The sequence below is a fragment of the Bradyrhizobium sp. 63_E2_N1_3 genome (assembly GCF_052076005.1).
In the GTDB taxonomy this organism is placed as follows: Bacteria; Pseudomonadota; Alphaproteobacteria; order Rhizobiales; family Xanthobacteraceae; genus Bradyrhizobium; species Bradyrhizobium barranii.
Map to the genome: position 1 here is coordinate 8,822,060 of NZ_CP197235.1, position 25,209 is coordinate 8,847,268.

The 25,209-nt window shown below is 65.2% G+C and carries 21 protein-coding genes; 6 read left to right on the forward strand and 15 right to left on the reverse strand.

The features are described 5' to 3' along the window. Positions 1-2: 2 nt before the first annotated feature. Positions 3-497 (reverse strand): Fur family transcriptional regulator, encoded by a 495-nt coding sequence (locus AB7531_RS41935; RefSeq protein WP_038943833.1) that lies wholly within the window; start codon positions 495-497, stop codon positions 3-5. A gap of 155 nt (positions 498-652) precedes the next feature. Between AB7531_RS41935 and AB7531_RS41940 the strand changes: the two genes are divergently transcribed. Genes AB7531_RS41940 through AB7531_RS41950 form a run of 3 tightly spaced genes read left to right on the forward strand, consistent with a single transcriptional unit; the run spans position 653 to position 3,864 of the window. Beyond that, entirely contained in the window at positions 653-1,135 is a 483-nt protein-coding gene (locus AB7531_RS41940; RefSeq protein WP_014491125.1) for a MarR family winged helix-turn-helix transcriptional regulator, read from the forward strand. After that, entirely contained in the window at positions 1,128-2,303 is a 1,176-nt protein-coding gene (locus AB7531_RS41945) for an HlyD family secretion protein (RefSeq protein ID WP_063980031.1), read from the forward strand. The genes AB7531_RS41940 and AB7531_RS41945 overlap by 8 nt, the downstream gene beginning before the upstream one ends. A 4-nt stretch (positions 2,304-2,307) precedes the next feature. Continuing rightward, the gene (locus tag AB7531_RS41950; protein ID WP_063980032.1) at positions 2,308-3,864 is read left to right on the forward strand and encodes an MDR family MFS transporter; all 1,557 of its coding nucleotides are present in this window, start codon (positions 2,308-2,310) and stop codon (positions 3,862-3,864) included. A 132-nt stretch (positions 3,865-3,996) separates the two neighbouring features. Here the strand turns inward: AB7531_RS41950 and AB7531_RS41955 are convergent, their stop codons facing one another. From AB7531_RS41955 to pcaF, 6 genes are all read right to left on the reverse strand, one after another. Beyond that, positions 3,997-5,085 (reverse strand): ecdysteroid 22-kinase family protein, encoded by a 1,089-nt coding sequence (locus AB7531_RS41955; protein ID WP_231145444.1) that lies wholly within the window; start codon positions 5,083-5,085, stop codon positions 3,997-3,999. Between the two features lie 48 nt (positions 5,086-5,133). Then, positions 5,134-6,825: a methyl-accepting chemotaxis protein gene (locus AB7531_RS41960; RefSeq protein WP_063980034.1), complete on the reverse strand. Its 1,692-nt coding sequence runs from the start codon at positions 6,823-6,825 to the stop codon at positions 5,134-5,136. Positions 6,826-7,089: 264 nt separating this feature from the next. Beyond that, the gene (pcaG, locus tag AB7531_RS41965; RefSeq protein ID WP_063980035.1) at positions 7,090-7,680 is read right to left on the reverse strand and encodes a protocatechuate 3,4-dioxygenase subunit alpha; all 591 of its coding nucleotides are present in this window, start codon (positions 7,678-7,680) and stop codon (positions 7,090-7,092) included. Beyond that, positions 7,681-8,382: a protocatechuate 3,4-dioxygenase subunit beta gene (gene pcaH / locus AB7531_RS41970; protein WP_028155300.1), complete on the reverse strand. Its 702-nt coding sequence runs from the start codon at positions 8,380-8,382 to the stop codon at positions 7,681-7,683. Positions 8,383-8,501: 119 nt separating this feature from the next. Then, complete coding sequence (locus tag AB7531_RS41975; protein WP_063985948.1) at positions 8,502-9,395, reverse strand: dioxygenase family protein; 894 nt, start codon at positions 9,393-9,395, stop codon at positions 8,502-8,504. Between the two features lie 99 nt (positions 9,396-9,494). After that, complete coding sequence (gene pcaF / locus AB7531_RS41980; protein ID WP_063980036.1) at positions 9,495-10,703, reverse strand: 3-oxoadipyl-CoA thiolase; 1,209 nt, start codon at positions 10,701-10,703, stop codon at positions 9,495-9,497. A gap of 216 nt (positions 10,704-10,919) precedes the next feature. On the opposite strand from pcaF, the gene mutS reads away from it, so the two are divergent. Further along, a complete protein-coding gene (gene mutS, locus AB7531_RS41985; protein WP_063980037.1) occupies positions 10,920-13,658 on the forward strand; it encodes a DNA mismatch repair protein MutS in 2,739 nt (912 codons plus the stop codon). 123 nt (positions 13,659-13,781) lie between these two features. Here mutS and AB7531_RS41990 read toward each other — a convergent pair whose 3' ends face one another. The 7 genes from AB7531_RS41990 to AB7531_RS42020 all read right to left on the reverse strand — a co-directional run bounded on the left by AB7531_RS41990 (position 13,782) and on the right by AB7531_RS42020 (position 21,119). Continuing rightward, the gene (locus AB7531_RS41990; protein ID WP_187387844.1) at positions 13,782-15,458 is read right to left on the reverse strand and encodes a methyl-accepting chemotaxis protein; all 1,677 of its coding nucleotides are present in this window, start codon (positions 15,456-15,458) and stop codon (positions 13,782-13,784) included. 439 nt (positions 15,459-15,897) lie between these two features. After that, positions 15,898-16,611 (reverse strand): hypothetical protein, encoded by a 714-nt coding sequence (locus tag AB7531_RS41995; protein ID WP_063980039.1) that lies wholly within the window; start codon positions 16,609-16,611, stop codon positions 15,898-15,900. 104 nt (positions 16,612-16,715) lie between these two features. After that, positions 16,716-17,531, reverse strand: coding sequence for a hypothetical protein (locus tag AB7531_RS42000; protein ID WP_063980040.1), 816 nt, complete (start codon positions 17,529-17,531; stop codon positions 16,716-16,718). 175 nt (positions 17,532-17,706) lie between these two features. Next, on the reverse strand, positions 17,707-18,216 hold the full coding sequence (locus AB7531_RS42005) for an OsmC family protein (RefSeq protein ID WP_028149375.1): 510 nt from the start codon (positions 18,214-18,216) through the stop codon (positions 17,707-17,709). Between the two features lie 54 nt (positions 18,217-18,270). Further along, the gene (locus AB7531_RS42010) at positions 18,271-19,056 is read right to left on the reverse strand and encodes an ABC transporter ATP-binding protein (RefSeq protein WP_063980041.1); all 786 of its coding nucleotides are present in this window, start codon (positions 19,054-19,056) and stop codon (positions 18,271-18,273) included. A gap of 4 nt (positions 19,057-19,060) precedes the next feature. Further along, entirely contained in the window at positions 19,061-19,906 is an 846-nt protein-coding gene (locus AB7531_RS42015) for an ABC transporter permease (RefSeq protein WP_063980042.1), read from the reverse strand. Positions 19,907-20,147: 241 nt separating this feature from the next. Beyond that, entirely contained in the window at positions 20,148-21,119 is a 972-nt protein-coding gene (locus AB7531_RS42020) for an aliphatic sulfonate ABC transporter substrate-binding protein (RefSeq protein WP_038943838.1), read from the reverse strand. Between the two features lie 188 nt (positions 21,120-21,307). On the opposite strand from AB7531_RS42020, the gene AB7531_RS42025 reads away from it, so the two are divergent. Next, positions 21,308-24,097, forward strand: coding sequence for a [protein-PII] uridylyltransferase (locus AB7531_RS42025; protein ID WP_063980043.1), 2,790 nt, complete (start codon positions 21,308-21,310; stop codon positions 24,095-24,097). Positions 24,098-24,105: 8 nt separating this feature from the next. Here the strand turns inward: AB7531_RS42025 and AB7531_RS42030 are convergent, their stop codons facing one another. After that, positions 24,106-24,636 (reverse strand): methylated-DNA--[protein]-cysteine S-methyltransferase, encoded by a 531-nt coding sequence (locus AB7531_RS42030; protein ID WP_063980044.1) that lies wholly within the window; start codon positions 24,634-24,636, stop codon positions 24,106-24,108. Positions 24,637-24,733: 97 nt separating this feature from the next. Between AB7531_RS42030 and AB7531_RS42035 the strand changes: the two genes are divergently transcribed. Next, positions 24,734-25,090: a DUF1304 domain-containing protein gene (locus tag AB7531_RS42035; RefSeq protein ID WP_187388035.1), complete on the forward strand. Its 357-nt coding sequence runs from the start codon at positions 24,734-24,736 to the stop codon at positions 25,088-25,090. Positions 25,091-25,209: the final 119 nt, after the last annotated feature.

The following is a 25,209-nucleotide window of genomic DNA, read 5'->3' on the forward strand; positions in this document are numbered from 1 at the left end:
CTTTATGCAGCTTTCTGACAATGGGCGCAGACGCCCGTAATCTCCACCACGGACAGTTTTGGTGCGAAGCCTGAGCTTCGCGCGGCGGCATTGAGATCCTTGGCGAAGGACGCCGACGGGATCTCGCCGACCAGGCCGCAGCGCTCGCAGATCAGGAACGCCACCGCCGAGGTCGCGTCGTGGTCGTGGGCGGCGCAGGCGAGGTAGGCGTTGCGGCTTTCGATGCGGTGCACGAGGCCGTTGGCCATCAGGAAATCGAGCGCACGGTAGACCGTGATCGGCGCCGGCCGCGGCATCGACTTTGCCAATTCGTCGATGATCTCATAGGCGCCGAGCGGCCGGTGGCTGGAGAGCAGCGCCCCCAGCACCTGGCGGCGGATCGGCGTGAATTTCTGCGCGCGAGCCTCGCAAACCGTCTCGGCGTGCGCCAGCGCGTCCGCGGTGCAGCGGCCGTGATCGTGGTCAGGCGTCGGAAATGCCGGCTTTGCGAGGGTCATGTGGCCTGCCTTCTAGCATTTCGGCCGTGGAACCCAAAGCGCGACCGGGAATGCGCCTGTCAGCCATGCTCTTGCTGCGGGACAGCGTCCCGCTAATCCGCCACGAAATAATCATAAGCTTGCTTATTATAGTCAAGCTCATTGGAGATAACGTTATGACCCGCGGGTCCGTCGACCAGAACTTCCTGTTTACGCTCGGTGAACTCTACCGCCTCTTGCGGGTCTATGCCGACAAGGAGGCATCGCGCTTCGGCATCACCCGCGCGCAATGGGCGGTCCTGGCCAAGGTCGAGCGCAGCGAGGGCATGAAGCAGTCGGAACTCGCCGAGTTGCTGGAGATGCAGCCGATCACGCTGACGCGCCTGATCGACAAGCTCTGCGACAGCGACTGGATCGAGCGCCGCAGCGACGCCTCGGACCGCCGCGTCAAGCGCCTCTATCTCAAGAAGGCCGGCCGTGCGCTGCTCGGCAAGATGAGCGGCCTGAAATCGGAACTCACGGCGAACGCACTCGACGGCATCAGCCCGGCGGACGCCCACCGTCTCCTCACCCAACTCGAATCCATCAAGGAAAACGTGCGTAACGCGATCCAGACATCCGGCGCGGAACAAGCGCGTAAGGAGCAGCGCTATGGCTGATCAGGTCCTCAAGTTCCAGCCCGAGCAGAAGAGCGACAGCGGCAAGCCCACCAAGAAAGCCGGCACCGATCCGCGCCGCCGCCTGGTGGCGGGCCTGCGCCGCTATCGCCGCTTCCTGCTCCTGGTCGTGCTGCCGCTCGTCGTCGCCGTCGGCGGCCTCACCTTCTATCTGAACGGCGGCCGCTACGTCGGCACTGACGATGCCTATGTCGGCGCGCAGAAGGTCCTGGTGACGCCCGACATCTCCGGCAAGATCCAGAAGGTCGTCGTGAGGGAAGGCCAGATCGTCAAGCAAGGCGACGAGCTGTTCGAGATCGATCCCGTGCCGTTCCGCCTCGCGGTGGACGAGGCCAGGGCGCAGCTGATGCAGGCGCAGTCGACCTATGACAACCTCCGCGCCAATATCAAGATCTACGGCGACATGCTCAACCTCGCGCAACAGGGCGTCGACCTCAAGCAGCGCGACGTCGAGCGCAAGCAGGCGCTGGTGAAGAACAGCTACGGCTCGCAACTCGACCTCGACAACTCCGCGAACGCGCTGGTCACATCAGGTTCGATCGCGCAATACGTCAAGCAGCAGATCTCGACGGCCAAGACGCAGCTGCTCGGCGACACCGACCTTCCGCTGGAGAAATTCCCCCCCTACGCGCAGGCCAAGTCCAAGCTCGACAATGCCGAGCGCAATCTCGACCACGCCGTGGTGCGGGCATCGATGGGCGGCGTTGCGACGCAGGTCGAGCAGATTCAGCTCGGCCGCTACGTCACCGCCGGCACGCCGGTGTTCTCCATCATCGACGTCGCCCACCCCTGGGTCGACGCCAATCCGAAGGAGAGCGACCTCACCCACGTCACCGAGGGACAGCCTGTGACCCTCGAGGTCGACGCGTTCCCGAACCACGTCTTCAAGGGCAAGATCGGTTCGCTCTCGCCCGGCACCGGCGCGCAATTCGCGATCCTGCCGCCGCAGAACGCCACCGGCAATTTCGTCAAGGTGGTACAGCGCGTGCCTGTCAGGATCTATTTCGACGAGACCGACAAATACGTGCGGAAGCTGAAGGCCGGCATGAGCGTCTACGCCACCATCGACACTGGCCACAAGCGCTCGCTCGCCGGCCTGTTCGGATTGTCGGCGACGGCGAACCAGGACAAAGACCAGGACAAGGACTGATCCGATGTCCGGCCCCAATGCCAGCCTGATGGTCCCCGGCCTGCGCAGGAACATGGTGACGATCTGCGCCATGACCGCGACCATCATGCAGGCGCTGGACACCACCATCGCCAACGTCGCCTTGCCCTACATGCAGGGCTCACTGTCGGCCTCGCAGGACCAGATCAACTGGGTCTTGACCTCCTACATCGTCGCCGCCGCGATCATGACGGCGCCGGTCGGCTGGATCGCCAACCGCTTCGGCCGCAAGCGCATCTTCATCATCTGCGCCGCCGGCTTCACCTTCGCATCCGTGCTGTGCGGCTTGGCGCAGGACATCAACCAGATGGTGCTGTTCCGTCTGCTGCAAGGCGTGTTCGGCGCGGCCCTGGTGCCGCTGTCGCAATCGGTCATGCTCGACTATTACACGCTCCAGGAACGCGCCAAGGCGATGTCGATCTGGGGCATGGGCGTGATGATGGGCCCGATCATGGGCCCCTCGCTCGGCGCCTGGCTGACCGAGACCTATTCCTGGCACTGGGTGTTCTTCGTCAATCTGCCGTTCGGCGCCATCACCGTGCTCGGGCTGATCGTCTTCATGGACGAGACCAAAAAGGACATCAGCCTCAAGTTCGACTGGTTCGGCTTTGCCGCGCTGGCGATCGCGATCGGCTCGCTTCAGCTCGCGCTTGACCGCGGCGAGCAATTGGGCTGGCTCGAATCCGGCGAGATCATCGCAGAATTCATTGTGTCGGCCGTCGCCTTCTACTTCTTCCTCGCGCACTCCTTCACGACGTCGACGCCGTTCATCCGCTTCGCGCTGTTCAAGGATCGCAACTTCGTCACCGGCTGCATGTTCATGGTCGTGATGGGGCTCGTGCTGTTCTCGACCATGGCGCTGGCCTCGCCCTACATGCAGAACGTGATCGGCTATCCCATCATCACCGCCGGCCTGCTGCTGGCGAGCCGCGGCTTCGGTACCTTCTTCGCCATGATGCTGGTTGGCCGCATGATGCGTTATTTCGAGGCACGCACACTGATCATCACCGGCCTGACGCTGACCGCGGGCTCGCTGTTCCAGATGACCGGGTGGACCGACCTGACCCAGGTGCCGGAGATCGTCACCGTCAGCGTCATCCAGGGCTTCGGCTTCGGCCTCGTCTTCGTGCCGCTCTCGACGGTGGCGTTCCTGACCCTGTCGAACGAGCTGCGCACCGACGGCACCGCGATGCTGACCCTGATGCGCAACGTCGCGAGCTCGGTCGGCATCTCCGTCGTCATCGCCGAACTGACGCAGGGAACGCGGAGGACCTACGCGATCCTGTCCGAGTACATCAACCCGTTCAACCACGCGCTCCAGATGCCCAGCGTCAGCGGCATGATCAATCTCTCCACCGACGCCGGCCGCGCCATGGCCGACAGGATGGTCAGCGTGCAGGCGCAGATCATCGCCTTCGCACACGACTATATGCTGGTGATGATCTTCATCCTCTGCACCATCCCGCTCGCCTTGCTGATCGGCTCGACCAAGGCCACGCTGCGCAAGCAGGCCGCGGGGCCGGAACATGCGGTGATGGAGTAACCACAGGTGTCATGCCCCGGCTTGACCGGGGCATTCAGTACGCCGCAGCTTCTCCGAATCCCACAACCGTCTCTGGAATACTGGGTCGCCCGGTCAAGCCGGGCAACGACAGCGAACAGGTGGCACGAGCTTCTACAACAACTCCTCGCAGCCCAAATCGTCCACCGCCATCATCACCCGCTCCAGATTATTCCACCAGATCAACGGCGGGATCTGGATGCTCCACTGCCAGACCGGCTTGGTGATGTGCCAGAGCACGGACCAACGGTAGTCGCGATCGAGCGCACCTCGCGTGTAGCCCGTGATGCCGCTTTCGATCAGCGTGTTATGATAGAAATTGAGCAGCGAGCGTTCGAGCGCCTGCCGTCGCTCCGGGTACCATTGCATCGCCATCATGTAGGCGAGATCGTTGGTCGGGACGTCGATGCCCCACAGGTCGAAGTCGAAGATGCGCGCGGTATCGGCGACACCGGTGCGGGGCAGCAGGAAATTCCAGCTATGGGCATCACCATGGGTGATGCTGAGATGACGGCGCGAATGATAGCGCTCGGATAGCCGGGCCGACTGATCGATGAGGCGACGGTAGATGAGGCGTCGCTCCTCGCTGAGACGGTCACCGAGCAAATCGGCAAAGCGGTCGTAATGACCCGCGAACGCCTCCATGTGCTGCGTGCTGTCTTCGGTGCTCGCCCAGCTGCCGACGGTCTCGCCGAGATCGGGATGGTCCCACCAGGCCGCATGCCAGCGCGCCAGCGTCGTGACGATCGCGATCGCCTGCTCGCGTGACGGCGGCAGCGGCCATTGCGTTGCGACCTCGTGGCTGTCGGTGAGATCCTCGAGCAGCAGGTGCCAGGCGAGGCTTTCTTCGTCGAAATGCGCGTCGAAGCAGCGCGGCACCAATCCCAGCGGCATCTTCGGCGCAGGCTGCGTGTAGTACGCCACCTCGTGCCGGCCGGCATTGGCGAGCGTCTGCGCAAACGCGGAATTGGCGGTCTTCAGGATCAGCGATTGCGGCGCACCGGCGGATTCCCCGACATAGCGCAGGCCGAGGCGGACGATGTGTGACACGACGGTGTCACGCTGATGCAGCACCTTCACCTCGCGCACGGCGCCAGCGTCCAGCACGCCACCCCTGCGCAGCGCAGCCGTCAGTTGGGCGGGCTCAACGACCGCCGGCAGTTGTGGAGGTGTCATGACCACGATGCCCCTGTCCCGCGCAATACTGCACGATCACGACCCCACGCACCAGCCGCAGACCCGGCGCCCGGCTCAAGCCGCTGCGGTCGAGTCGCGCACGGTCCGGACGACGACCGACCGCAGCGATTCCAGGTTGGCCGCCATGCCCGCGATCGCCTGCCTCACCTCCGTGGCGCGCGCGTCCACCGAGGCGGCGTCGCGGCTGACATTGGCGATCTTGGCCGAGACCTCCTTCGCAGCGGATGCCGATTCGGAAATCGACCGCGCGATCTCCCGCGTCGCGGAGTCCTGCTCTTCCATCGCCGCCGCGACCGACGTCGCCACGCCGTCGATCTCGACGATGTGGCCTCCCATCGTCTCGACGGCATCGACTGCGGCCTGGGTCGAGGCCTGAACCTCGGCGATCAGGCGCCCGATCTCTTCGGTGGATTTGGCGGTCTGGTCGGACAGGGATTTCACTTCGGCCGCAACCACCGCAAAGCCGCGGCCGGCCTCGCCGGCCCGCGCGGCCTCGATCGTGGCATTGAGCGCCAGGAGGTTGGTCTGGCCGGCGATGCCGCCAATGAGGTCGGAGACCTCCGCAATCTTCTTCACTGCGCCCGCCAGCGCCTGGATGGTCGAACGCGCCTGCTCGCGGCCCGCGACCGCCGATTTCGTGACAGTGCTGGTCCGTGCCACCTGGGTTGCGATGTCCCGGATCGAGGCGCTCAGTTGTTCGGCGGCGGCCGAGACGGTCTGCGAGCTACCCAGCGCCTGGGTGGAGGCCGAGGCCACCGCCTGCGACTCCGCGGACAGCGACCGGGCGATCTCGGACAGGCTGGAGGCGGCCCGTTCGACGCCCTGGCTTGCCACGCTCGCGGAATCGACCGAGCGGCCGGTCTCGCGCTCGACGGTCTCGGCCATCTGGTGCAGGGCGCCGCGCTTGGCCGTCGCGGCCTCCTGCTCCTTCCGCAACTGCTCCTCGCGCAGGCGCGAATTCTCGATCGCCCCCTGCTTGAACACCTGGAGCGCACCCGCCATCGAGCCGACCTCGTCCTGGCGGTGCGCGAAGGGGATGTCGGCGGCGAGATCGCCGGTCGCGAGCTTCTGCATCGTGTCCGTCATGCGCACGATCGGGCGCACCACGCCAAGCGCGACGCCGAGCAGGCCTGCGGCAATAAGGGCCAGGACGGCTGCGGAGACGCCGAGGAGAATGTAGAGGATCGAGCTGTCGCGCTCGGCCGCCAGCTTCTCCATGTCGGCATTCTGCTTGTTTGCGCTCTCGACGATGCTGTCGATGACGGCGCGGTGCGCGGTGTAGGCGTCCTTGAGCTGCGCATAGGCGCGTTCGGCGCCGGCCACGTCCTTGGCTTTGAGGGCCGGCAGGAGCTGATCAGACAGAAGCTTCCAGAACTTCTGCACCTCGGCGTCAGATTTCGACACCAGCGCCGTCTTCAGATCGGTGGAGAGGCTGGAGGTGGTCCAGAATGCCTTGCGCTCATCGTAATCCTTGCGGAGCTGGACCAGGCGTTCGCCATGGGCCGACAGCTGGTCCGGCTCGCGCATGGCGAGCGTGGCCTCGAGATAGGCTTCGATCACATATTCGGGCGGCGGCAGGATGTCCGCGATGAGGTCGTTGCCGAGCTTGATGTCGGAATAAAGCGGACCGCCGACCTTGAGCTCGCGCAGGGCGTAAAGGCTGGTCGAGACGACGGCAGTAAAGCCGATGGCGAGAACGATCCCGAATGCAATGACCGCAGAAGAAAGCGAGAGACGAATTTTCATGAAACAATCCAATGGCGCAGGTCGAAATCCGAACGGACCCTAAACAACTGCGGTAAACACGGGATTGCTTCGCGCGGAAATTGTATCCCGCGGGCACCGGAAAATTACGAAAAGAGGACGTCAGTCGGTCGTTTTTGAGTCAGCGAGATCGACTCGGGGCACGAACAGAAACGTCTCAGGCCCGATGAAACGCAGCAACCAGCTCAGTTGCGCTGGATGAGAAACGCGTGGCGGCTGTCGATATCGCCGCCACGCGTTGCTGCCTCACATGTCGAAGAAGACCGTCTCGTCGTCGCCCTGAAGCCGCAGGTCGAGCCGATAGACCGCCTTCCCCGCCTCGCGCGTCGCGATCAGCGTCGCGCGGCGATCGGCCGGCACCAGTCCCAGCACGGGATCGGTGGCATTGCCGGCCTCGTCGCTGAAATAGATGCGGGTGTAGAGATGCCGCAGCATGCCGCGACCGAACACCGCAAGCACGATGTGCGGCGCCTGCGGCTTGCCGTCGGGATCGGGCACCGCGCCCGGCTTGACGGTGTCGAAGGAATAATTGCCGTCCTTGTCGGTGCCGCAGCGGGCAAAGCCGCGGAAGCTGGCATTGGGCAGAGCGCGCTTGTCCTGGGGGTCGGCGAAGCGGCCCTGCGCATCCGCCTGCCAGATCTCCAGCATGACGTCGGGCACCACGACGCCGTCGCCGTCGAACACGCGGCCTTCGATGCGGACGCGATCCCCGGTGACGTCGGGCGTCAGCGTCGAGTTGGTGAACGCGTCGTTCCAGGCGTATTCGCCGGTCGGCGTCAGGCCGTATTTGAAGAACGGACCGACGGTCTGCGATGGGGTAATACCGTTGTCCTGCACTTAAGTGTTCTCCATTGGCGTGGCGTTCTTGCCGCGCAGCACGATGTCAAAGCGGTAGCACAGCGCCCATTCGGGCTGCGTGTTCTCGAGGTCGAAAGACGACACCATCCGCGCCCGCGCCTTCTCGTCCGGCACCGAATTGAAGATCGGGTCGAACGGGAACAGCGGGTCGTTCGGGAAATACATCTGCGTCACGAGCCGCGTGACGAAGGAATGGCCGAACACCGACAGATGGATATGCGCGGGACGCCAGGCGTTGTGGTGATTGCCCCAGGGATAGGCGCCAGGCTTGATGGTGACGAAACGGTAGTAGCCGGCGGCATCGCTCACGGTGCGGCCCGCGCCGGTGAAGTTCGGATCGAGCGGCGCCGGGTGCTGGTCGCGGACATGGACGTAGCGGCCGCAGGAATTGGCCTGCCAGATCTCGACCAGCGAGTTCGGCACGCCGCGTCCGTCCTCGTCGCGCACATGGCCGTGCACGATGATGCGCTCGCCGATCGGCTCGCCGGTATGCTGGGTGGTGAGATCGGCATCGCCCTCGCGCACGGTCTCGTGGCCGTAGACCGGGCCGGTCAATTCCGACAGCGTGTGGCGCATCGGGATCAAGGGCTTGTTCGGCGCGCGCTTGATCGAGCTCTTGTATTCGGGCGACAGCGGCAGCGGATGCGCCTTGTTGCTGTCGACGGGATAGATGAATGTCATTGGCGAACTCCTCCCCGGCCATTTTGCTCCAGCCGGTCAACGCTTCCCCCGATCATTATAGAACATAACTAATCTAGGGAAGCGGGTTTGGCGGGCGTTCTGCGCCCGGCAGGGCCACGCTATTTGATCGGCGGACGCGGTAACACGGCCTCACCGGCCTCCAGCCGATAGGTGTGGTCGAGCGAATACCAGGGGGTCGGGACGTCTCGTGCGGTCGGATGCGGCGTGTCGTGGCGCTGGAACTTGCCGATCAGTGCCTGCGTCACCCCGAACTGCACGTCGCTGTCGATATGCGGGTCGGCGGGGTCGTAGACCTGCGAGATCAGCACCTTGAATCCGGGCTTGAAGATCAGCGCGTGCAGATGCGCGGGCCGATAGGGATGCCGGCTCTGCGCCTCGAGGAGGCGCCCGACCACGCCGTCGGTCGGGATGGGATAGCCCACCATCATCACCGAGCGGAAGGCGAAACGTCCGTCCTGGTCGGTCGTGAACTTGCCGCGCAGGTTCATGTCGGCTTGATCAGGGTCCTGGTTCTCGTAGAGACCGACCGGCGAGGCGTGCCAGACATCGACCTCCGCATCGGCGACGGGACGGCCGTCTTTGTCGACGACGCGGGCGCTGACGAACAGCGGCGCGCCGGGCGTCTCCGAGCGGACGATCGAGCCGCCATTCTCGACCCGCGGCGAGTTCAGCCGCCAGAACGGGCCGAGCAGCGACTGATCGGTTTCGGTATTGCCCTGATCGCCGTTGTTGAGCAGGCACAGCAGCGGCGAGACGCCGAGCGAGCCCGCCATCAGCACGACTTCGTTGTGCGTGTCGGTCGTGAGCTTGCCGAGCTCGGCCACGATCGCGGTCGCGTCCCGGAACTCCTTCTCGGTCAGGCGGACATCGCGGACGAAGGCGTGCAGATGCTTGACCAGGGAGACCATGATCTGACGCAGCCGCGGATCGGACGTCCGCTCCATCACCGCCAGTGCCGCGGCCGTGACGTCCTGCTCGCGCTCGATGATCATGCTCGTCTCCGGATTACCCGTCATTCCGGGCGCGAGTGAAACGAACGAGCCCGGAATCTTCGCCTCTCCCCGCTTGCGGGGAGAGGGAGAGGAGAAAGCTCAGTTCAGCTTCTCGATCGCGACCGCAACACCCTGGCCGACGCCGACGCACATGGTGGCCAGCGCCAGCTTGCCGCCGCGCTTTTCCATGCCGTGGACGGCGGTGAGCGCGAGGCGCGCGCCGCTCATGCCGAGGGGATGGCCGAGCGCGATGGCGCCGCCATGCGGATTGACAAAATCGGCATCGTCGGCAACGCCGAGCTGGCGCATGCAGGCAATGCCTTGCGAGGCGAAGGCCTCATTGAGCTCGATCAGGTCGAAATCGCTGATCTTCTTGCCGAGGCGTTCCATCAGCTTGCGGGTCGCCGGCACCGGGCCGATGCCCATGATGCGCGGCGGCACGCCGGCCGAGGCGAGGCCGAGGATGCGTGCGCGCGGGGTGAGGCCATGCTTCTTCACGGCGGCTTCAGAAGCCAGGATCATCGCGGCCGCGCCGTCATTGACGCCGGAGGCGTTGCCGGCGGTCACGGTACCGGGATTGCGCACGATCGGCTTCAGTTTTGCCAGGCCTTCCAGCGTCGCCTCCGGGCGCGGATGCTCGTCCTTGTCGACCGTAATCGGGCCGGCCTTGCCGCCGGGAATGGTGATCGGCGTGATTTCCTCGGCGAAATAACCCGCCGCGATCGCCGCGCCTGCGCGCTGCTGCGAGCGGATCGCGAAGGCGTCCTGGTCGGCGCGCGAGACCTGGAATTCCTCGGCGACGTTCTCGCCGGTCTCCGGCATGGCGTCGACGCCATATTGCGCCTTCAACAGCGGATTGATGAAACGCCAGCCGATGGTGGTGTCAAAAATCTCGGCGGAGCGCGAGAAGGCTTCCTGCGCCTTGCCCATCACGAAGGGCGCGCGGGTCATGGATTCGACGCCGCCCGCGATCGCAAGCTCGATCTCGCCGGAACGGATGGCGCGGCCGGCCGCACCGACCGCGTCGAGGCCGGAGGCGCAGAGCCGGTTCAGGGTCTGGCCGGGAACCGAATCCGGCAGGCCCGCAAGCAGCAGCGCCATGCGCGCGACGTTGCGGTTGTCCTCGCCGGCCTGGTTGGCGCAGCCGAAGAAGACTTCGTCGACCTGTGCCCAATCGAGATTGGGATGCTTGGCCATCAGCGCCTTGATCGGGGCCGCCGCGAGGTCGTCGGCGCGCACCTTGGCGAGCGAGCCGCCGAAACGGCCGATCGGGGTCCGCACGGCATCGCAGATAAAGACGTCACGCATCGTTGTTCTCCCTGAATGCCGCGGTCCGGCCCAAATTCTTCAATGTCCGCGGAGTTTTAGGAGGGCGCCCGCGGCAGGTCAATTGACGGTTTCTTGCTTGTTCCGAGGGGGGCGCACGCTGCCAATGCATGCCGTGGTGCGGACAACGTGGAAAACCTCCCCTCGCCGGCCAAACCGGTAGGAGCAGGAGGCGAAATTTTGTAGGTTGCGCCGCCCATGACAATGCAACAGCCGATACCTGTGCCGCCCCCTGACGAAGCGCCCACGCCGCCGGCGGAAGCCATCGCGCGCGTCACGCCGATGATGGAACAGTACCTTGAAATCAAGGCGGCTCATCAGGGCCTGCTGCTGTTCTACCGGATGGGCGACTTCTACGAGCTGTTCTTCGAGGACGCCGAGATCGCCTCGAAGACGCTCGGCATCGTCTTGACCAAGCGCGGCAAGCATCAGGGCGCCGACATCCCGATGTGCGGCGTGCCGGTCGAGCGTTCCGAGGACTATCTGCATCGCCTGATCAGCGCCGGCCACCGGGTCGCCGTGTGCGAGCAGACCGAGGATCCCGCCGCCGCCAAAGCGCGCGGCAACAAGAGCGTGGTGCGCCGTGGCGTGGTGCGGCTGGTCACGCCGGGTACGCTGACCGAGGACACGCTGTTAGACGCGCGCGCCAACAATTATCTGCTGGCGATCGCGCGTGCCCGCGCCTCCGGTGGCGGCGACCGTTTTGGGCTCGCCTGGATCGACATCTCGACCGCCGAATTCACGGTGATGGAATGCTCTAGCGGCGAGCTCGCCGCGACGCTGGCGCGCATCAATCCGAACGAGGCGATCGTCACCGACGCGCTCTACAATGACAGCGAGCTCGGACAGACCTTGCGCGAGCTGCCGGCGGTGACGCCGCTGACCCGCGACGTCTTCGACGGCGCCACCGCGGAAAAACGCCTGTGCGATTATTTCGCCGTCGCGACCATGGACGGGCTCGCGCAGCTCACGCGGCTCGAAGCGACCGCCGCAGCCGCCGCCGTCACCTATGTCGACCGCACCCAGGTCGGCAAGCATCCGCCGTTGTCGCCACCCGCGCGCGAGGCCTCGGGCGCGACCATGGCGATCGATCCGGCCACCCGCGCCAATCTCGAATTGACGCGAACGCTCGCGGGCGAACGCCGCGGCTCGCTGCTCGACGCGATCGACTGCACGGTGACCTCGGCCGGCTCGCGCCTGCTGGCGCAGCGGCTCGCGGCGCCGCTGACGGACGCGCCCGCAATCGCGCGGCGGCTCGATGCCGTCAGCGCCTTCGTTGCGGACTCCGCTGCGCGCGAAGACATCCGCAGCATCCTGCGCGGCGCGCCCGACATGTCGCGGGCGCTGGCCCGTCTTTCGGTCGGCCGCGGCGGACCGCGCGACCTCGCCGGCCTGCGCGACGGCATCATTGCCGCCGACCAGGTGCTGACGCGCCTTTCCGAGCTCGACCAGCCGCCGCAGGAAATCGCGGTGGTGATGGCGGCCCTGCAGCGTCCGTCGCGCGAGCTCGCCGCTGAATTCGCAAGTGCCCTCGATGACCCGCTGCCGCTGATCAAGCGCGACGGCGGCTTCGTGCGTCAGGGCTACGAGCCCGCGCTCGACGAAACGCGAAGCCTGCGTGATGCTTCGCGCCTCGTCGTGGCCTCGATGCAGGCGCGCTACGCCGATCATACCGGTGTGAAGGGCCTCAAGATCCGGCACAACAACGTGCTCGGCTATTTCGTCGAGGTCACCGCGCAGCACGGCGACAAGCTGATGTCGGCGCCGCTGAATGCGACCTTCATCCATCGCCAGACGCTGGCCGGACAGGTGCGCTTCACCACCTCGGAGCTCGGCGAGATCGAGGCCAAGATCGCCAATGCCGGCGACCGCGCGCTCGGCCTCGAGCTCGAGATCTTCGAGCGGCTGTCCGCGAAGGCGCTTGATATCAGCGACGATCTGCGCGCCGCCGCCCATGCCTTTGCGCTGCTCGACGTTGCGACCTCGCTGGCCAAGCTCGCGGTCGACGACAATTATGTGCGGCCGGACGTGGATGACTCCCTCGGCTTCGCGATCGAGGCGGGCCGCCATCCCGTGGTCGAGCAGGCCTTGAAGCGCAATGGCGAGCCATTCATTGCCAATGCCTGCGATCTCTCGCCAACACCGGCGCAAAAATCCGGCCAGCTCTGGCTGCTGACCGGTCCCAACATGGCCGGTAAATCGACCTTCCTGCGCCAGAACGCGCTGATCGCGCTGCTGGCGCAGATCGGCAGCTTCGTGCCGGCGACGCGCGCGCGGATCGGCATCATCGACCGCCTGTTCTCGCGCGTCGGCGCCGCCGACGATCTCGCGCGCGGCCGCTCCACCTTCATGGTGGAGATGGTCGAGACCGCAGCGATCCTGAACCAGGCCGGCGAGCGCGCGCTCGTGATCCTCGACGAGATCGGCCGCGGCACCGCGACGTTCGACGGCCTCTCCATCGCCTGGGCCGCGATCGAGCATCTGCACGAGAGCAACCGCTGCCGCACGCTGTTCGCGACGCATTATCACGAGCTGACGGCGCTCTCGGCAAAACTGCCGCGCATGTTCAACGCGACGGTGCGGGTGAAGGAATGGCAGGGCAATGTCGTGTTCCTGCACGAGGTGCTGCCGGGCTCGGCCGACCGCTCCTACGGCATCCAGGTCGCCAAGCTCGCCGGCCTGCCGCCGGCCGTGATCACGCGTGCGAAATCCGTGCTGGCGAAACTCGAAGCCCAGGACCGCGGCCAGACCGCCCGCGCGCTTGCCGACGACCTCCCGCTGTTCGCGGTGCCCTCGCGCGCCGCCGCCGAAGCCGCACCGCCGACCGAGGCCGAGCTATTGATGGACGCCGTGAAGGCCCTCCACCCGGACGAGATGTCCCCGCGCGAGGCGCTGGATGCGCTCTATGCGTTGAAGGCCAAGCTGCCGAAGCCGTGACGGTGCCGTAGGGTGGGCAAAGCGCAGCGTGCCCACCATTCAACGACCAATTCGCGGAAAGATGGTGGGCACGGCGCGCGAAGAGCGCGCCTTTGCCCACCCTACGACTTCTGCGCGCTTGGCTTACGCCCTTGCCGCCATCGCAGCAGCTTCCGCGGCGGCGCGCTGCATGCTGGTCGACATCTCGTTCGTGACCGTGCTCTGCTCCTCGACGGCGGCGGCTGTCGAGGTGACGTATTCGCTGACGTTGTTGATGGCCTGCTTGATCGAGCCGAGCGCGCTGACGACGTCGCCGGAGATGCCGTTGAGGCTGCCGATCTCCTGGCCGATCTTGTCGGTCGCCTGTCTCGCCTGATTGGCGAGGCTCTTCACCTCGGAAGCGACCACCGCGAAGCCGCGGCCAGCCTCGCCGGCGCGCGCCGATTCGATCGTGGCGTTGAGCGCGAGCAGGTTGATCTGACTGGTAATGCTGTTGATCATCTCGATGATGCCGCTCATCGCCTTCGCCGCTTCGGTCAGCCGCTGCGCCTGCGCGTCGGCAGAGGCAACCTGCTCCACCGCGCTCATCGCGGTCTCGCGGGACTTGGTCATCGCTTCGGAGATCTCGCGCACCGACGCGTTCAGCTCCTCCGAGCCTGCGGCGACCGATTCCATCATGCCGCGGACGCGCTCATTGCCCATGCGGACCAGCACCTGCCGCGTGGTGTCAGTGGCGTATTTCACGACCTTGAACGGCTTGCCGTTGAGATCGAGGATCGGGTTGTAGGAGGCCTGGATGTAGACCTCCTTGCCGCCCTTGCCGATGCGCTTGTATTCAGCCGCCTGGTACTGGCCGCGATTGAGCGTGGCCCAGAACTCGCGATAGGCAGCGCCGTCGCGCTCCGATGGCTCGACGAACATGCTGTGATGCTTGCCCTTGATCTCGGCCAGCGAATAGCCGAGCGTGCCGAGAAAATTGGCATTGGCGGTGATGATCGTGCCGTCCATGTTGAAATCGATCACGGCCTGCGCCTTGTCGATCGCCGAGATCTGACCAGCGAGGTCGGCGTTCTTCAGCTTCTCCGCGGTGACGTCGGTCGCAAATTTGGCAACGCCGAACGGCTTGCCGTTCTCGTCGAGCAGCGGGTTATAAGAGGCGAGGATCCAGACCTCGCGGCCGCCCTTGCCGATACGTTTGTATTCGCCCGCCTGGTATTCACCGCGGTTAAGCCTGGCCCAGAATTCGCGATAGGCCGCGCTGTCGCGCTCAGCGGGGGCCACGAACAGGCTGTGATGCTTGCCCTCGATCTCGGCCAGCGAATAGCCGAGCGCCTGGCAGAAATTCTGGTTCGCAGTCACGATAGTGCCGTCGAGCTTGAACTCGATGACGGCCTGGGCGCGGCCGATGGCGGACACCTTGGAGGCTTCCGTCATGGCATTGATCTTCTTCGCGGTGATATCGGTCGCGATCTTCACGACCTTGATCGGCTTGCCGTCGCCGTCAAGCACGGGATTATACGACGCCTCGATCCAGATCTCGCGACCGCCCTTTGCAATCCGCTTGAACTCCGCGGCCTGGAACTCGCCGCTCTTCAACGCGGACCAGAACGCCTTGTACGCCGCGCCGCCTCGCTGATCGGCGGGCACGAACATGGAGTGATGCTTTCCCTTGATCTCCTCCAGCCCATAGCCCAGGGCCTTCAGGAAATTCTCGTTCGCGGTGAGGATGGTGCCATCCAGTGCAAATTCGATCGTCGCCTGCGAACGGCCGATGGCGTCGAGCTGTGCCTGGGCATTTCCATTGGGATTACGACCAAACATCAAAACATCTCCAGAATGGATCGCATGGTGCCGCAGCGCAACGCGCCTCAAAGACAGGCGAGCGGACGCCCTCGGACAGACCGAGCGTTGGAATATGACTAGCTGTGAACTATGTGGGTCCGTTCACGCGTACAGAGGACCCGCCTTGATGCCCATGTCCGCCCAAACGCGGAAACGACAACCGACGAGTAGCTTTACGGGGAATGCACCAAATTTAGATTAATGCACCTATCGGAATCGGGCAGCCCATCTCCGAAGAAATACGGAGTGATGGAACCGAAAATGGCCGGCGGAAGAAACGGCCGAAACGCGAATTAGCAACGATCAAATCGATACTTAGCGACGTCGCGACATGAACGGATTGCGGCCCCGCGCGCGCTTTTCCGCGCGACTACCGTCCAGGATGCTGCCCCATTAACGCAACGCCTTCCGGCGGCCGTCAGCGGCCCACCCTGGCAAACGGCTCGATCAGCTTCAAGGTGGCGGCGAGGCGGATGCTGCGCTTGCCGGCGAGCGCGATCGCTTCCATGTCGGCGCCCTTGTCATCGCAGTGGCCGGAGAAGCCGATGCCCACCTCATAGCCACCGAACAAGGGATGCTCGCTCTTTGCCAGCGTGTGTTCCTGATTGACGAATTCGCCTTTCCAGCGACCGTTCGCCGAAGAATAGGCGCCGAGATAATAGAAGAAGGCATCGCCGCCGAGGATGCGGCCGTCGCGCAGCAACATCACGCCGGTATGGCCACCGGTAATTCCATCCAGCATCCGGATATCGATCGAATAGAGTCCGCTGACGATGCCGCCCTCGCCGACCGCACCGGGCGGGGGAACGTCATCGTCGCCGAGCGGCGTCATCACGGCGCGAAACACCGAGGCGTCCTCGACCACTTCTCCCTCGAAGCGGTAGAGCTTGCCCTGCGGTCGACCGCGAATGCTGATTGTGACGGCGTCGGAACTGACCAGCGACCTGTGCTGCGGCGACCGGCTGTGGCGCTTCGTCCGGAGCCTGGCGACGATTTCGCCGTCCACAATCTCGTAGGTGCCGAAGTGCGCGAAGGCCGTGTTGCCGCCAAGCATTTTCCCGGCATGGGCGTACAGCACGCTGCGGCCGGAGCCGTCGTTGATATCGTATTCGACCTTGTACAATCCCTCCACCGCACGCCCCGATCTTGCTCTGTTGCCAGTTTAGCGGGTCTGCCAGCCCGGGTAACTAACTATCCTGACGCAGGGTTGAGGTCCCAAGCGCAGCGTAACTCGCCTTACGAAGCGCGGCGCGGCTGATGCATCGGCCTCTTCCGTCGTCCCATCCACCACAGCGTCAGGTTCCAGCCGATGCAGGTGGCGAGTGCGCAACTCAAGCCGATCGCCGAGCCGAACTGCGTGACGGCGACGTGCAGCACCGCAATTGCCAGACCGAAGCCGAGCAGGCCCCAGGCGGAGTTGGCGAGCACGGCGGCGGTCGGCGGGCCGCCGATGCGCGGATGCAGGATCACCATCATGCTGGTGAACACGATCGGGTAGAGCGCGATGACGCCGCTCACCCGCGGGCCGACCCAGCCCGAGGTCGAGACCACGATCGCAACCAGCGTCGCGACCAGCGAGGCGCGGAATGGAATGTCGTACCAGCGACGCGTCACCAGCGGCATCTTCACATGGCGGTATCGTGCGAGCAGCGGAATGCAGATGCCGAAGGCGACCAGGTTGACAGCGAGCCCGGCGGTCAGGGTCCAGTCGAACAGGCGGATGATGGAGGCCAGCACGATCCACACCGCGACCGCGCTGCCGGCGCTCACCAGCAGATTGTTCCGCTGCGCCAGCACGACATAGGTGAGCCCAAGGACGATCGTCGCCGCGTTGACCGGAAGGCTCGACAGCGCGCCCTGCGCGATGAAGGCGGCATCATGGTCGAGCGCGAGGAAGACGTAGGAAGGACCGGCCGAGATCGGCAAGGTCGCCACCAGTCCGCCGATCACCGGACCGGTGCGCTCGGCAATGAACGACGCGGACACGACGAACGCCGCGGCGATCGCCATGCGCAGGACGAGGAAGATGATGAAGTGGAGCTCGGGGGGCATTTTTTGCTTCTTACCCTGCCCTGAAGGGGAGGGTCGGCTCATATGGAGCGTAGCGAAATATGAGACGGGGTGGGGTGACAGTCTCTCGACGGATACGGCGCCCGAGTGGAGAGATCACCCGCCCCGCTCGCGCTGCGCGCGATCGACCCTCCCCCTCAAGGGGAGGGTCAGGAAGTCACATCCGCTGCATCGACACCGAAACCTTCGGGCCGTTCTTGATGGTCTGGTAGACCACGCAATAGCGCTCGGTGAGTTTCAGGAGCAGATCAAGCTTGTCCTGCGGCGCGTCGGTGTCGACCTCGAAGCGCAGGCGGATCTCGGCGAAGCCGACCGGGGTCTCCTTGTCGACGCCGAGCGTGCCGCGGAAATCGAGATCGCCCTCGGCATAGACGTTGCCGGTCTTGAGCGGGATCTCGATGGCGGTCGCGACCGATTTCAGCGTGACGCCGGCGCAGGCAACCAGCGCTTCAAGCAGCATGTCGCCGGAGCACAGCTCGAGGCCGGAGCCGCCGGTCGCGGGATGCAGGCCAGCCATCGCGATGGCGCGACCGGTCTCGACCTTGCAGGCGATGCCTTCGCTGTCGGTCGAGCCCTTGGCCTTCAGCGTGATCATCGCGGTCTTGGGATCGGTCTTGTAGCGTTCCTTGATCGGGGCCTGCATCTGGCGCAGTGCTGCGGCGTCCATCTTGTTCTCTCCCGGAAAAATCGTCCCTCGATGTACCGGCTCAGAGAGAAAATGTCACCACCACATGGCCTGACCGGGACCCTGGGTTGCGTCACGGTCGGGCACGTTGCGGTCGAGCGAACGGTCGAGTGACGTCAGCACACTTCGCTTGAAATTCTCGAACAGCGGCGAATTGCGATCGCGCGGCCGGCCCAGATTGATCTCGATCTGGTCGAACAGCCGGCCCGGCCGCGGCCGCATCACCAAAACGCGATCAGCCAGCACCACGGCCTCGTCGACGTCATGTGTGACGAGGATGAGCGTCGGCCGGGTGTCGGCCCAGAGGTCGAGCAGATGATCCTGGAGATCCCTGCGGGTGAAGGCGTCGAGCGCGGAGAACGGCTCGTCGAGCAGCAGCACTTCCGGTTGCGGCACCAGCGCACGCGCGATCGCGACGCGCTGCGCCTGCCCGCCCGAGAGCTCGCGCGGCCAGGCCTGCGCCTTATCAGTGAGCCCGACGCGGGCGAGCGCGCGCGCCACCTTCTCGCGCCGCTCGGTCGCGGGCAGGTCGGCAAGGCCGAAGCCGATATTGTCGGCGACGCTGAGCCAGGGCAGAAGCCGCGGCTCCTGGAAGATGATGCCGATTTTTGCGTGCGGCGAATTGATCGCCTCGCTGTCGAGCGTCACCGTGCCTGCGCTCGCGCGATCGAGGCCTGCGATGGCGCGCAGCAGCGTGGACTTGCCGCAGCCGGAGCCGCCGATGATGGCGACGATCTCGCCCTGTTTGATCTCGGCGGAAAAACGCGCCAGCGCCTGCACGCCGTTGGGATAGGTCTTGCTGACCCGGTCGAGCGCCAGCATCGTGTTACGTTCCCTTCGCGCGCCCGAAGGCGTCCTGCCAGCGCAGGAACGGCGCAGCCCCGACCTCGATCAGCCAGTCGGTAAGCTTGCCGAGGATGGCGAAGATCACGATCGCGGCCAAAATCTGCGCAGGCTTGCCGAGCTGCTGGCCGTCGAGCAGGAGATAGCCGAGGCCTTCGGAAGCGCCGATCAGCTCGGCCGCCACCACGAACATCCAGCCCAGACCAAGGCCGACACGCAAGGACACCACATAGGCCGGCAGCACCGCGGGCAGCAGGATGCGGCGGATCATGGCGAACCCGGAGAGGCGGAAGGTGCGACCGACCTCGACGATCTTGCGATCGACGGAAAGGATCGCGCCCATCACGCCGAGATAGACCGGGAAGAACACGCCGACCGCGATCAGCGCGATCTTGGAGGTCTCGAAGATGCCGAGCCAGAGGATGAATAACGGCACCCAGGCCAGCGAAGGGATCGCACGCAGCGCCTGCACGGTCGGATCGAGCAGCCGCCGCGCCAGCGACCAATAGCCGGAGATGGCACCGAGCACGGTGCCCGCGATCACGCCGAAGGCGAAGCCGAGACCGACCCGCCACAGCGTCGCGGCGATGTGGCGGACCAGCTCGCCGGAGCGGGCGAGTTCGGTGATGGTCGCAAAGACGCGCGAGGGCGACGGCACCAGACGGCCGTTGGACCAGCCGGACCAGACCACCAGCTCCCAGCCGAGCGCGAGGATGAGCGGCAGCAAGATTCCAAGCAACGGCCGCGCATAACGCGACAGCCGCGAGGGCGCGGCGGCACTTTCGGCCGGTTCCGAGGTCTGTTGCAGGACTGGCGCGTCGGTGATCATGGCCGGTAGGAAGCGCGTCTCACGCCGGAATGCAACATGACTCTTGCCGCGCCCTCAGCCCGTCGTCCCGGGGCGCGCGAAGCGCGAGCCCGGGACCCATAGCCACAGGCAGACATGGCTACGGGGACTCGGAGTGACCGCCTTCGCGTCAAACTACTCCCTGGGGTTATGGGTCCCGGGCTCGCTTCGCGCCCCGGGACGACAGCGGAGTTTGTTGCGCGCGCCTGCCTCTTGCGCAGAACTAGTTCGTCGGCAGCGGGACCTGGTCGTCGATCAGGGCATCCAGCGTCGCCTTCACGTCGACCTTGGCGTCGACGACGCCGGCCTGCTGCAGGGCAAGGCCGGCAGCGAGGATCGACTCGCGCTGGGGTGCGCCGATGCGGCTGTGGGTGAGCTCGGTGCGCTCCTTGAGCTGCTTGTCGACGACGGCCTCCGGCAGCTTGGTCACGGCGATGAAGGTCTTCTTCAGGTCATCGTAATTCGCCAGCGAATATTTGCGGGCCTCTTCATACACCGCGAGTACGCGGCGGGCGGCGTCCGGATAGTCCTTCAAGAACTGCTCGCGCACATTGAGGATGCCCCAGGTGTTGGCATCCGCCTTGCGATAGAACAGTTTTGCACCTTCCTCGACCTCGGCCTGCGCCATCATCGGATCGAGGCCAGCCCAGGCATCGACATCGCCGCGGATCAGCGCGGTCTTGCCGTCGGCGTGCTGGAGCAGCACCGGCGTGATGTCCTTTTCGGTGAGGCCTGCACCGAGCAGCGCGCGCACAAGGAAGATGTGCGGATCGGTGCCGCGCGTCACCGCGACGCGCTTGCCCTTGAGATCAGCAACGCTCGCGATCTTGGAATCCTTTGATGTCACCAGCGCCGTCCATTCGGGACGCGAATAGACATAGATCGACTTGATGGGGTTTCCGTTGATCTTCGCCACCAGCGCCGCCGAGCCCGCGGTCGAGCCGAAATCGATCGAGCCGGCGTTGAGGAATTCGAGCGCCTTGTTGGAGCCGGCCGACTGCACCCAAATGATGCTGATGCCGTCCTTGGCGAATTCCTTCTCCAGCAGGCCCTTCTGCTTCAGGACCATCGACACCGGATTGTAGGTCGCCCAGTCGATGCGGATTTCCTTGAGCGGATCCGCCGCCCGTGCCGCAGGGGTCATGGCGAGCGCAACAGCCCCCGCCAACAGAATGCGTCGTGTAATCCCGGTCATGCCCAGCCTCCTCAAAAACTTCATTGTTTTTCAATGAGTTATTTCTAGAGGTCAACGAGAAAATCGCTATCCCGAAAGCCCGTCTGCTGAGAACAGATTTGCTCAAAGCGGGGCTTTTCCAGCATGGAACGACTATTGCCAGAGAATGGCGGGTGACAGCGCCTGTCACCTCTTATATCCGGTGAGACATGGACAGCGTCGCGACTGAGCACAAGGCCGAGGTGGACGATCGCTTCGACACCGCGCGGATCACCGCCGCGGTCGATGCGCTTGCCGAGAAGCATCAGGGACGTGAGGACACGTTCCGCACGGCCATGGCGCAATTGCTCAAGGCCGAGCTGATCGCGGCGCGCGCTGCGGCGCAGGCGATCCTGCTGAAGGACCGTCACGGAAGGCGCTGCGCCGAGCGGCTGTGCCACGTGCAGGACGAGATCATCCGCATCCTGTATTCGGCAGCGACCCGGCATCTCTACCGCTCGCCGATCCCGAGCGGCGCGGAGCGCATGGCGGTGGTCGCGACCGGCGGGTATGGCCGCGGCCTGATGGCCCCGGAATCCGACATCGATCTCCTGTTCATCCTGCCCTACAAGCAGACCGCCTGGGGTGAGCAGGTGGCTGAGGCCATTCTCTACTGTCTCTGGGACATGGGACTGAAGGTCGGACACGCCACGCGCTCGGTCGATGAATCGATCCGGCAGGCGCGCGGCGACATGACCATCCGCACCGCAATCCTGGAAACGCGCTTCCTGACCGGCGACCAGCCGCTCTATGACGAACTGGTCGCGCGCTTCGACAAGGACGTGGTGCAGGGCACGGCGTCCGAATTCGTCACCGCAAAGCTCGCCGAGCGCGAGGAGCGCCACCGCCGCGGCGGGCAGTCGCGCTACCTGGTCGAGCCCAACGTCAAGGACGGCAAGGGCGCCCTGCGCGACCTGCACACGCTGTTCTGGATCGCCAAATACGTCTACCGCGTCCGTGATACCGACGAGCTGGTCGAGCGCGGCGTGTTTGACGCGCAGGAATACCGCACGTTTCGCCGCTGCGCCGACTTCCTCTGGTCGGTGCGCTGCAATCTGCACTTCTACTCCGGCCGCGCGGAGGAGCGCCTCTCCTTCGATCTCCAGCGCGAGATCGCGGTCCGGCTCGGCTACACCTCGCATCCCGGCATGCAGGACGTCGAGCGCTTCATGAAGCACTACTTCCTGGTCGCCAAGGAAGTGGGCAACCTCACCGCCATCCTCTGCGCCAAGCTCGAGGACCAGCAGGCCAAGCCCGCGCCGGTGCTGAGCCGGATGATGGCGCGGCTGCGCCCCGCCCCCGCGAAGCGCCGCGTCCCCGACAGCGACGACTTCCTCGTCGACAACAACCGCATCAACGTCGCCGCGCCCGACGTGTTCAAGCACGATCCGGTCAATTTGATCCGGATCTTCCGCCTGGCGCAGAAGAACAACCTCGCCTTCCATCCGGACGCGATGCGCGACGTGACGCGCTCGCTCGGACTGATCAACGCGCAGCTGCGCGAGAACCCGGAAGCCAACCGGCTGTTCATGGAGATCCTGACCTCCGACAACGCCGAGATCGTGCTGCGTCGGATGAACGAGACCGGCGTGCTCGGCCATTTCATCCGCGCCTTCGGCAAGATCGTCTCGATGATGCAGTTCAACATGTATCATCACTACACCGTCGACGAGCATCTGATCCGCTGCGTCGGCTTCCTGCAGGACATCGAGCGCGGCGGCATCGAGGAGTTCACGGTCGCCAGCGATCTCTTCCGCAAGATCCGGCCCGAGCACCGTGCGGTGATCTACATCACGACGCTGCTGCACGACATCGCCAAGGGACGGCCGGAGGATCACTCGATCGCGGGCGCCAAGGTGGCGCGCCGGCTGTGCCCGCGGCTCGGCTTCAGCGCGGCCGACACCGAGCTCGTGGCCTGGCTGATCGAGGAGCATCTGACGATGTCCACGGTCGCGCAGTCGCGCGACCTCTCCGACCGCAAGACCATCGAGAATTTCGCCGCCGTGGTGCAATCGGTCGAGCAGATGAAATTGCTCACGATCCTGACCACCGCCGACATCCGCGGCGTCGGCCCGGGCGTGTGGAACGGCTGGAAGGCGCAGCTGCTGCGCTCGCTCTATTATGAAACCGAACCGGTGCTGACCGGCGGCTTCTCGGAAGTCGACCGCGGCAAGCGCCTCACGGCCGCCTACGCCGAATTCCGCATGGCCTTCGCCGAGTGGCCGGCGGACGAGCTCGATGCCTATATCGGCCGGCACTATCCCGCCTATTGGCTCAAGGTCGAGCTGCCGCGGAAGATCCGCCATGCCCGCTTCGTCCGCTCCAGCGAGCAGGCCGGCCACAAGCTCGCGATCAATGTCGGCTTCGACGAGGTGCGCGGCGTCACCGAGCTGACGATCTTCGCCGCCGACCATCCCTGGCTGCTCTCGATCATCGCCGGCGCCTGCGCCTCGGCCGGCGCCAACATCGTCGACGCGCAGATCTACACCACGACCGACGGCCGCGCGCTCGACACGATCTCGATCTCCAGGGAATACGACCGCGACGAGGACGAGGGCCGGCGCGCCACGCGCATCGGCGAGATGATCGAGGACGTGCTGGAAGGCAAGCTGCGGCTGCCCGAAGTGGTGGCGCGGCGCACCGTGCGCAGCAAGGCGCGGCCTTTCACGATCGAGCCGGAAGTGACCATCAACAACCAATGGTCCGACCGCTACACCGTGATCGAGATGTCCGGCCTCGACCGCCCCGGCCTGCTCTACGAGCTGACCACCGCGATCTCGAAGCTCAATCTGAACATCGCCTCGGCCCATGTCGCGACCTTCGGCGAGCGTGCCCGCGACGTGTTCTACGTCACCGACCTCCTGGGCGCGCAGATCAACGCGCCGACGCGCCAGTCCGCAATCAAGAGCGCGCTGACCCACGTGATGGCCGGCGACAAGGCGGTGCAGCCGGCGGCGTGAGGAGAGAGCTAAATCTCTACCCCCTCATGCCGCAGCAGCCAGCGCTTCCGCTCGAGCCCGCCGCCATATTTCACCAGCGAGCCATCCGCGCCGATCAGGCGGTGACAGGGCAGCACCACGCTGATCGGGTTTGAGCCGTTGGCATGGCCGACGGCACGAATGGCTTTGGGCATATCGATCCTTGCGGCCAGCGCGCCATAGCTCATCGTGGTGCCGGCAGGGATCTTTGCCAACGCGGTCCAGACCTTCTGCTGGAACGGCGTGCCGGCGATGCGCCATGCGACGCCCGAGAGCTGGCCGAGATCGCCTTCGAAATAGCCCGACAGCGCCGTCCGCATCTCCGTCGGCGCAGGCTGATCGCTCAGATCCACGGCGCCGTAGTGCAGGCGCAACAGCTCGCGCATGCGGGGCTCGTAGTCTTCCCAGTCGAGCGCGCGCAGCGCACCCTCGGCATCGGTGACGAGCAGCGCGATCCCGATCGGCGTCGTCAGGCGATCGAGGCCGAATCGTTCAGGCGGTTTGGTTGATCGAGCGGGCATTGCGGCACCATTGCATCGAAACACGCCATCGCACTTGCCATGCCGGCCGTGCTAACGTCCACCCGAAAGCTGACGCTTTGGGGGGCTCAACTTGATTCTGATCACCAATGTCCTGGTGGCGCTGGTCGCCGCACTGCACGCCTACTTCCTGATCCTGGAGATGTTTCTCTGGGACAAGCCGCTTGGCTTGAAGACATTCCGCAATACGCCTGAAAAGGCCGAGATCACGAAGGTGCTGGCGGCCAACCAAGGGCTCTATAACGGCTTCCTCGCCGCCGGCCTGATCTGGGGCCTCGTCCACGGCAACCCGGCCTTCGCATTCCAGATCAAGGCATTCTTCCTGCTCTGCGTGATCGTGGCCGGCGCCTATGGTGCGGCGACCGTTAGCACCCGCATCCTGCTCGTGCAGGCGCTGCCGGCGGCGATCGCGCTGGTTGCGCTGTTTCTGACCTGATTCTCGTGACCTGAGACGCTACGGCGCAGCGTCGCGATCCTTGCGCGGCGCCGGACCTTCCTCCACACTCTCCGGCAGCGATGGCGACCGTTGCAATCAACGGGAAAAGACCGTCGACC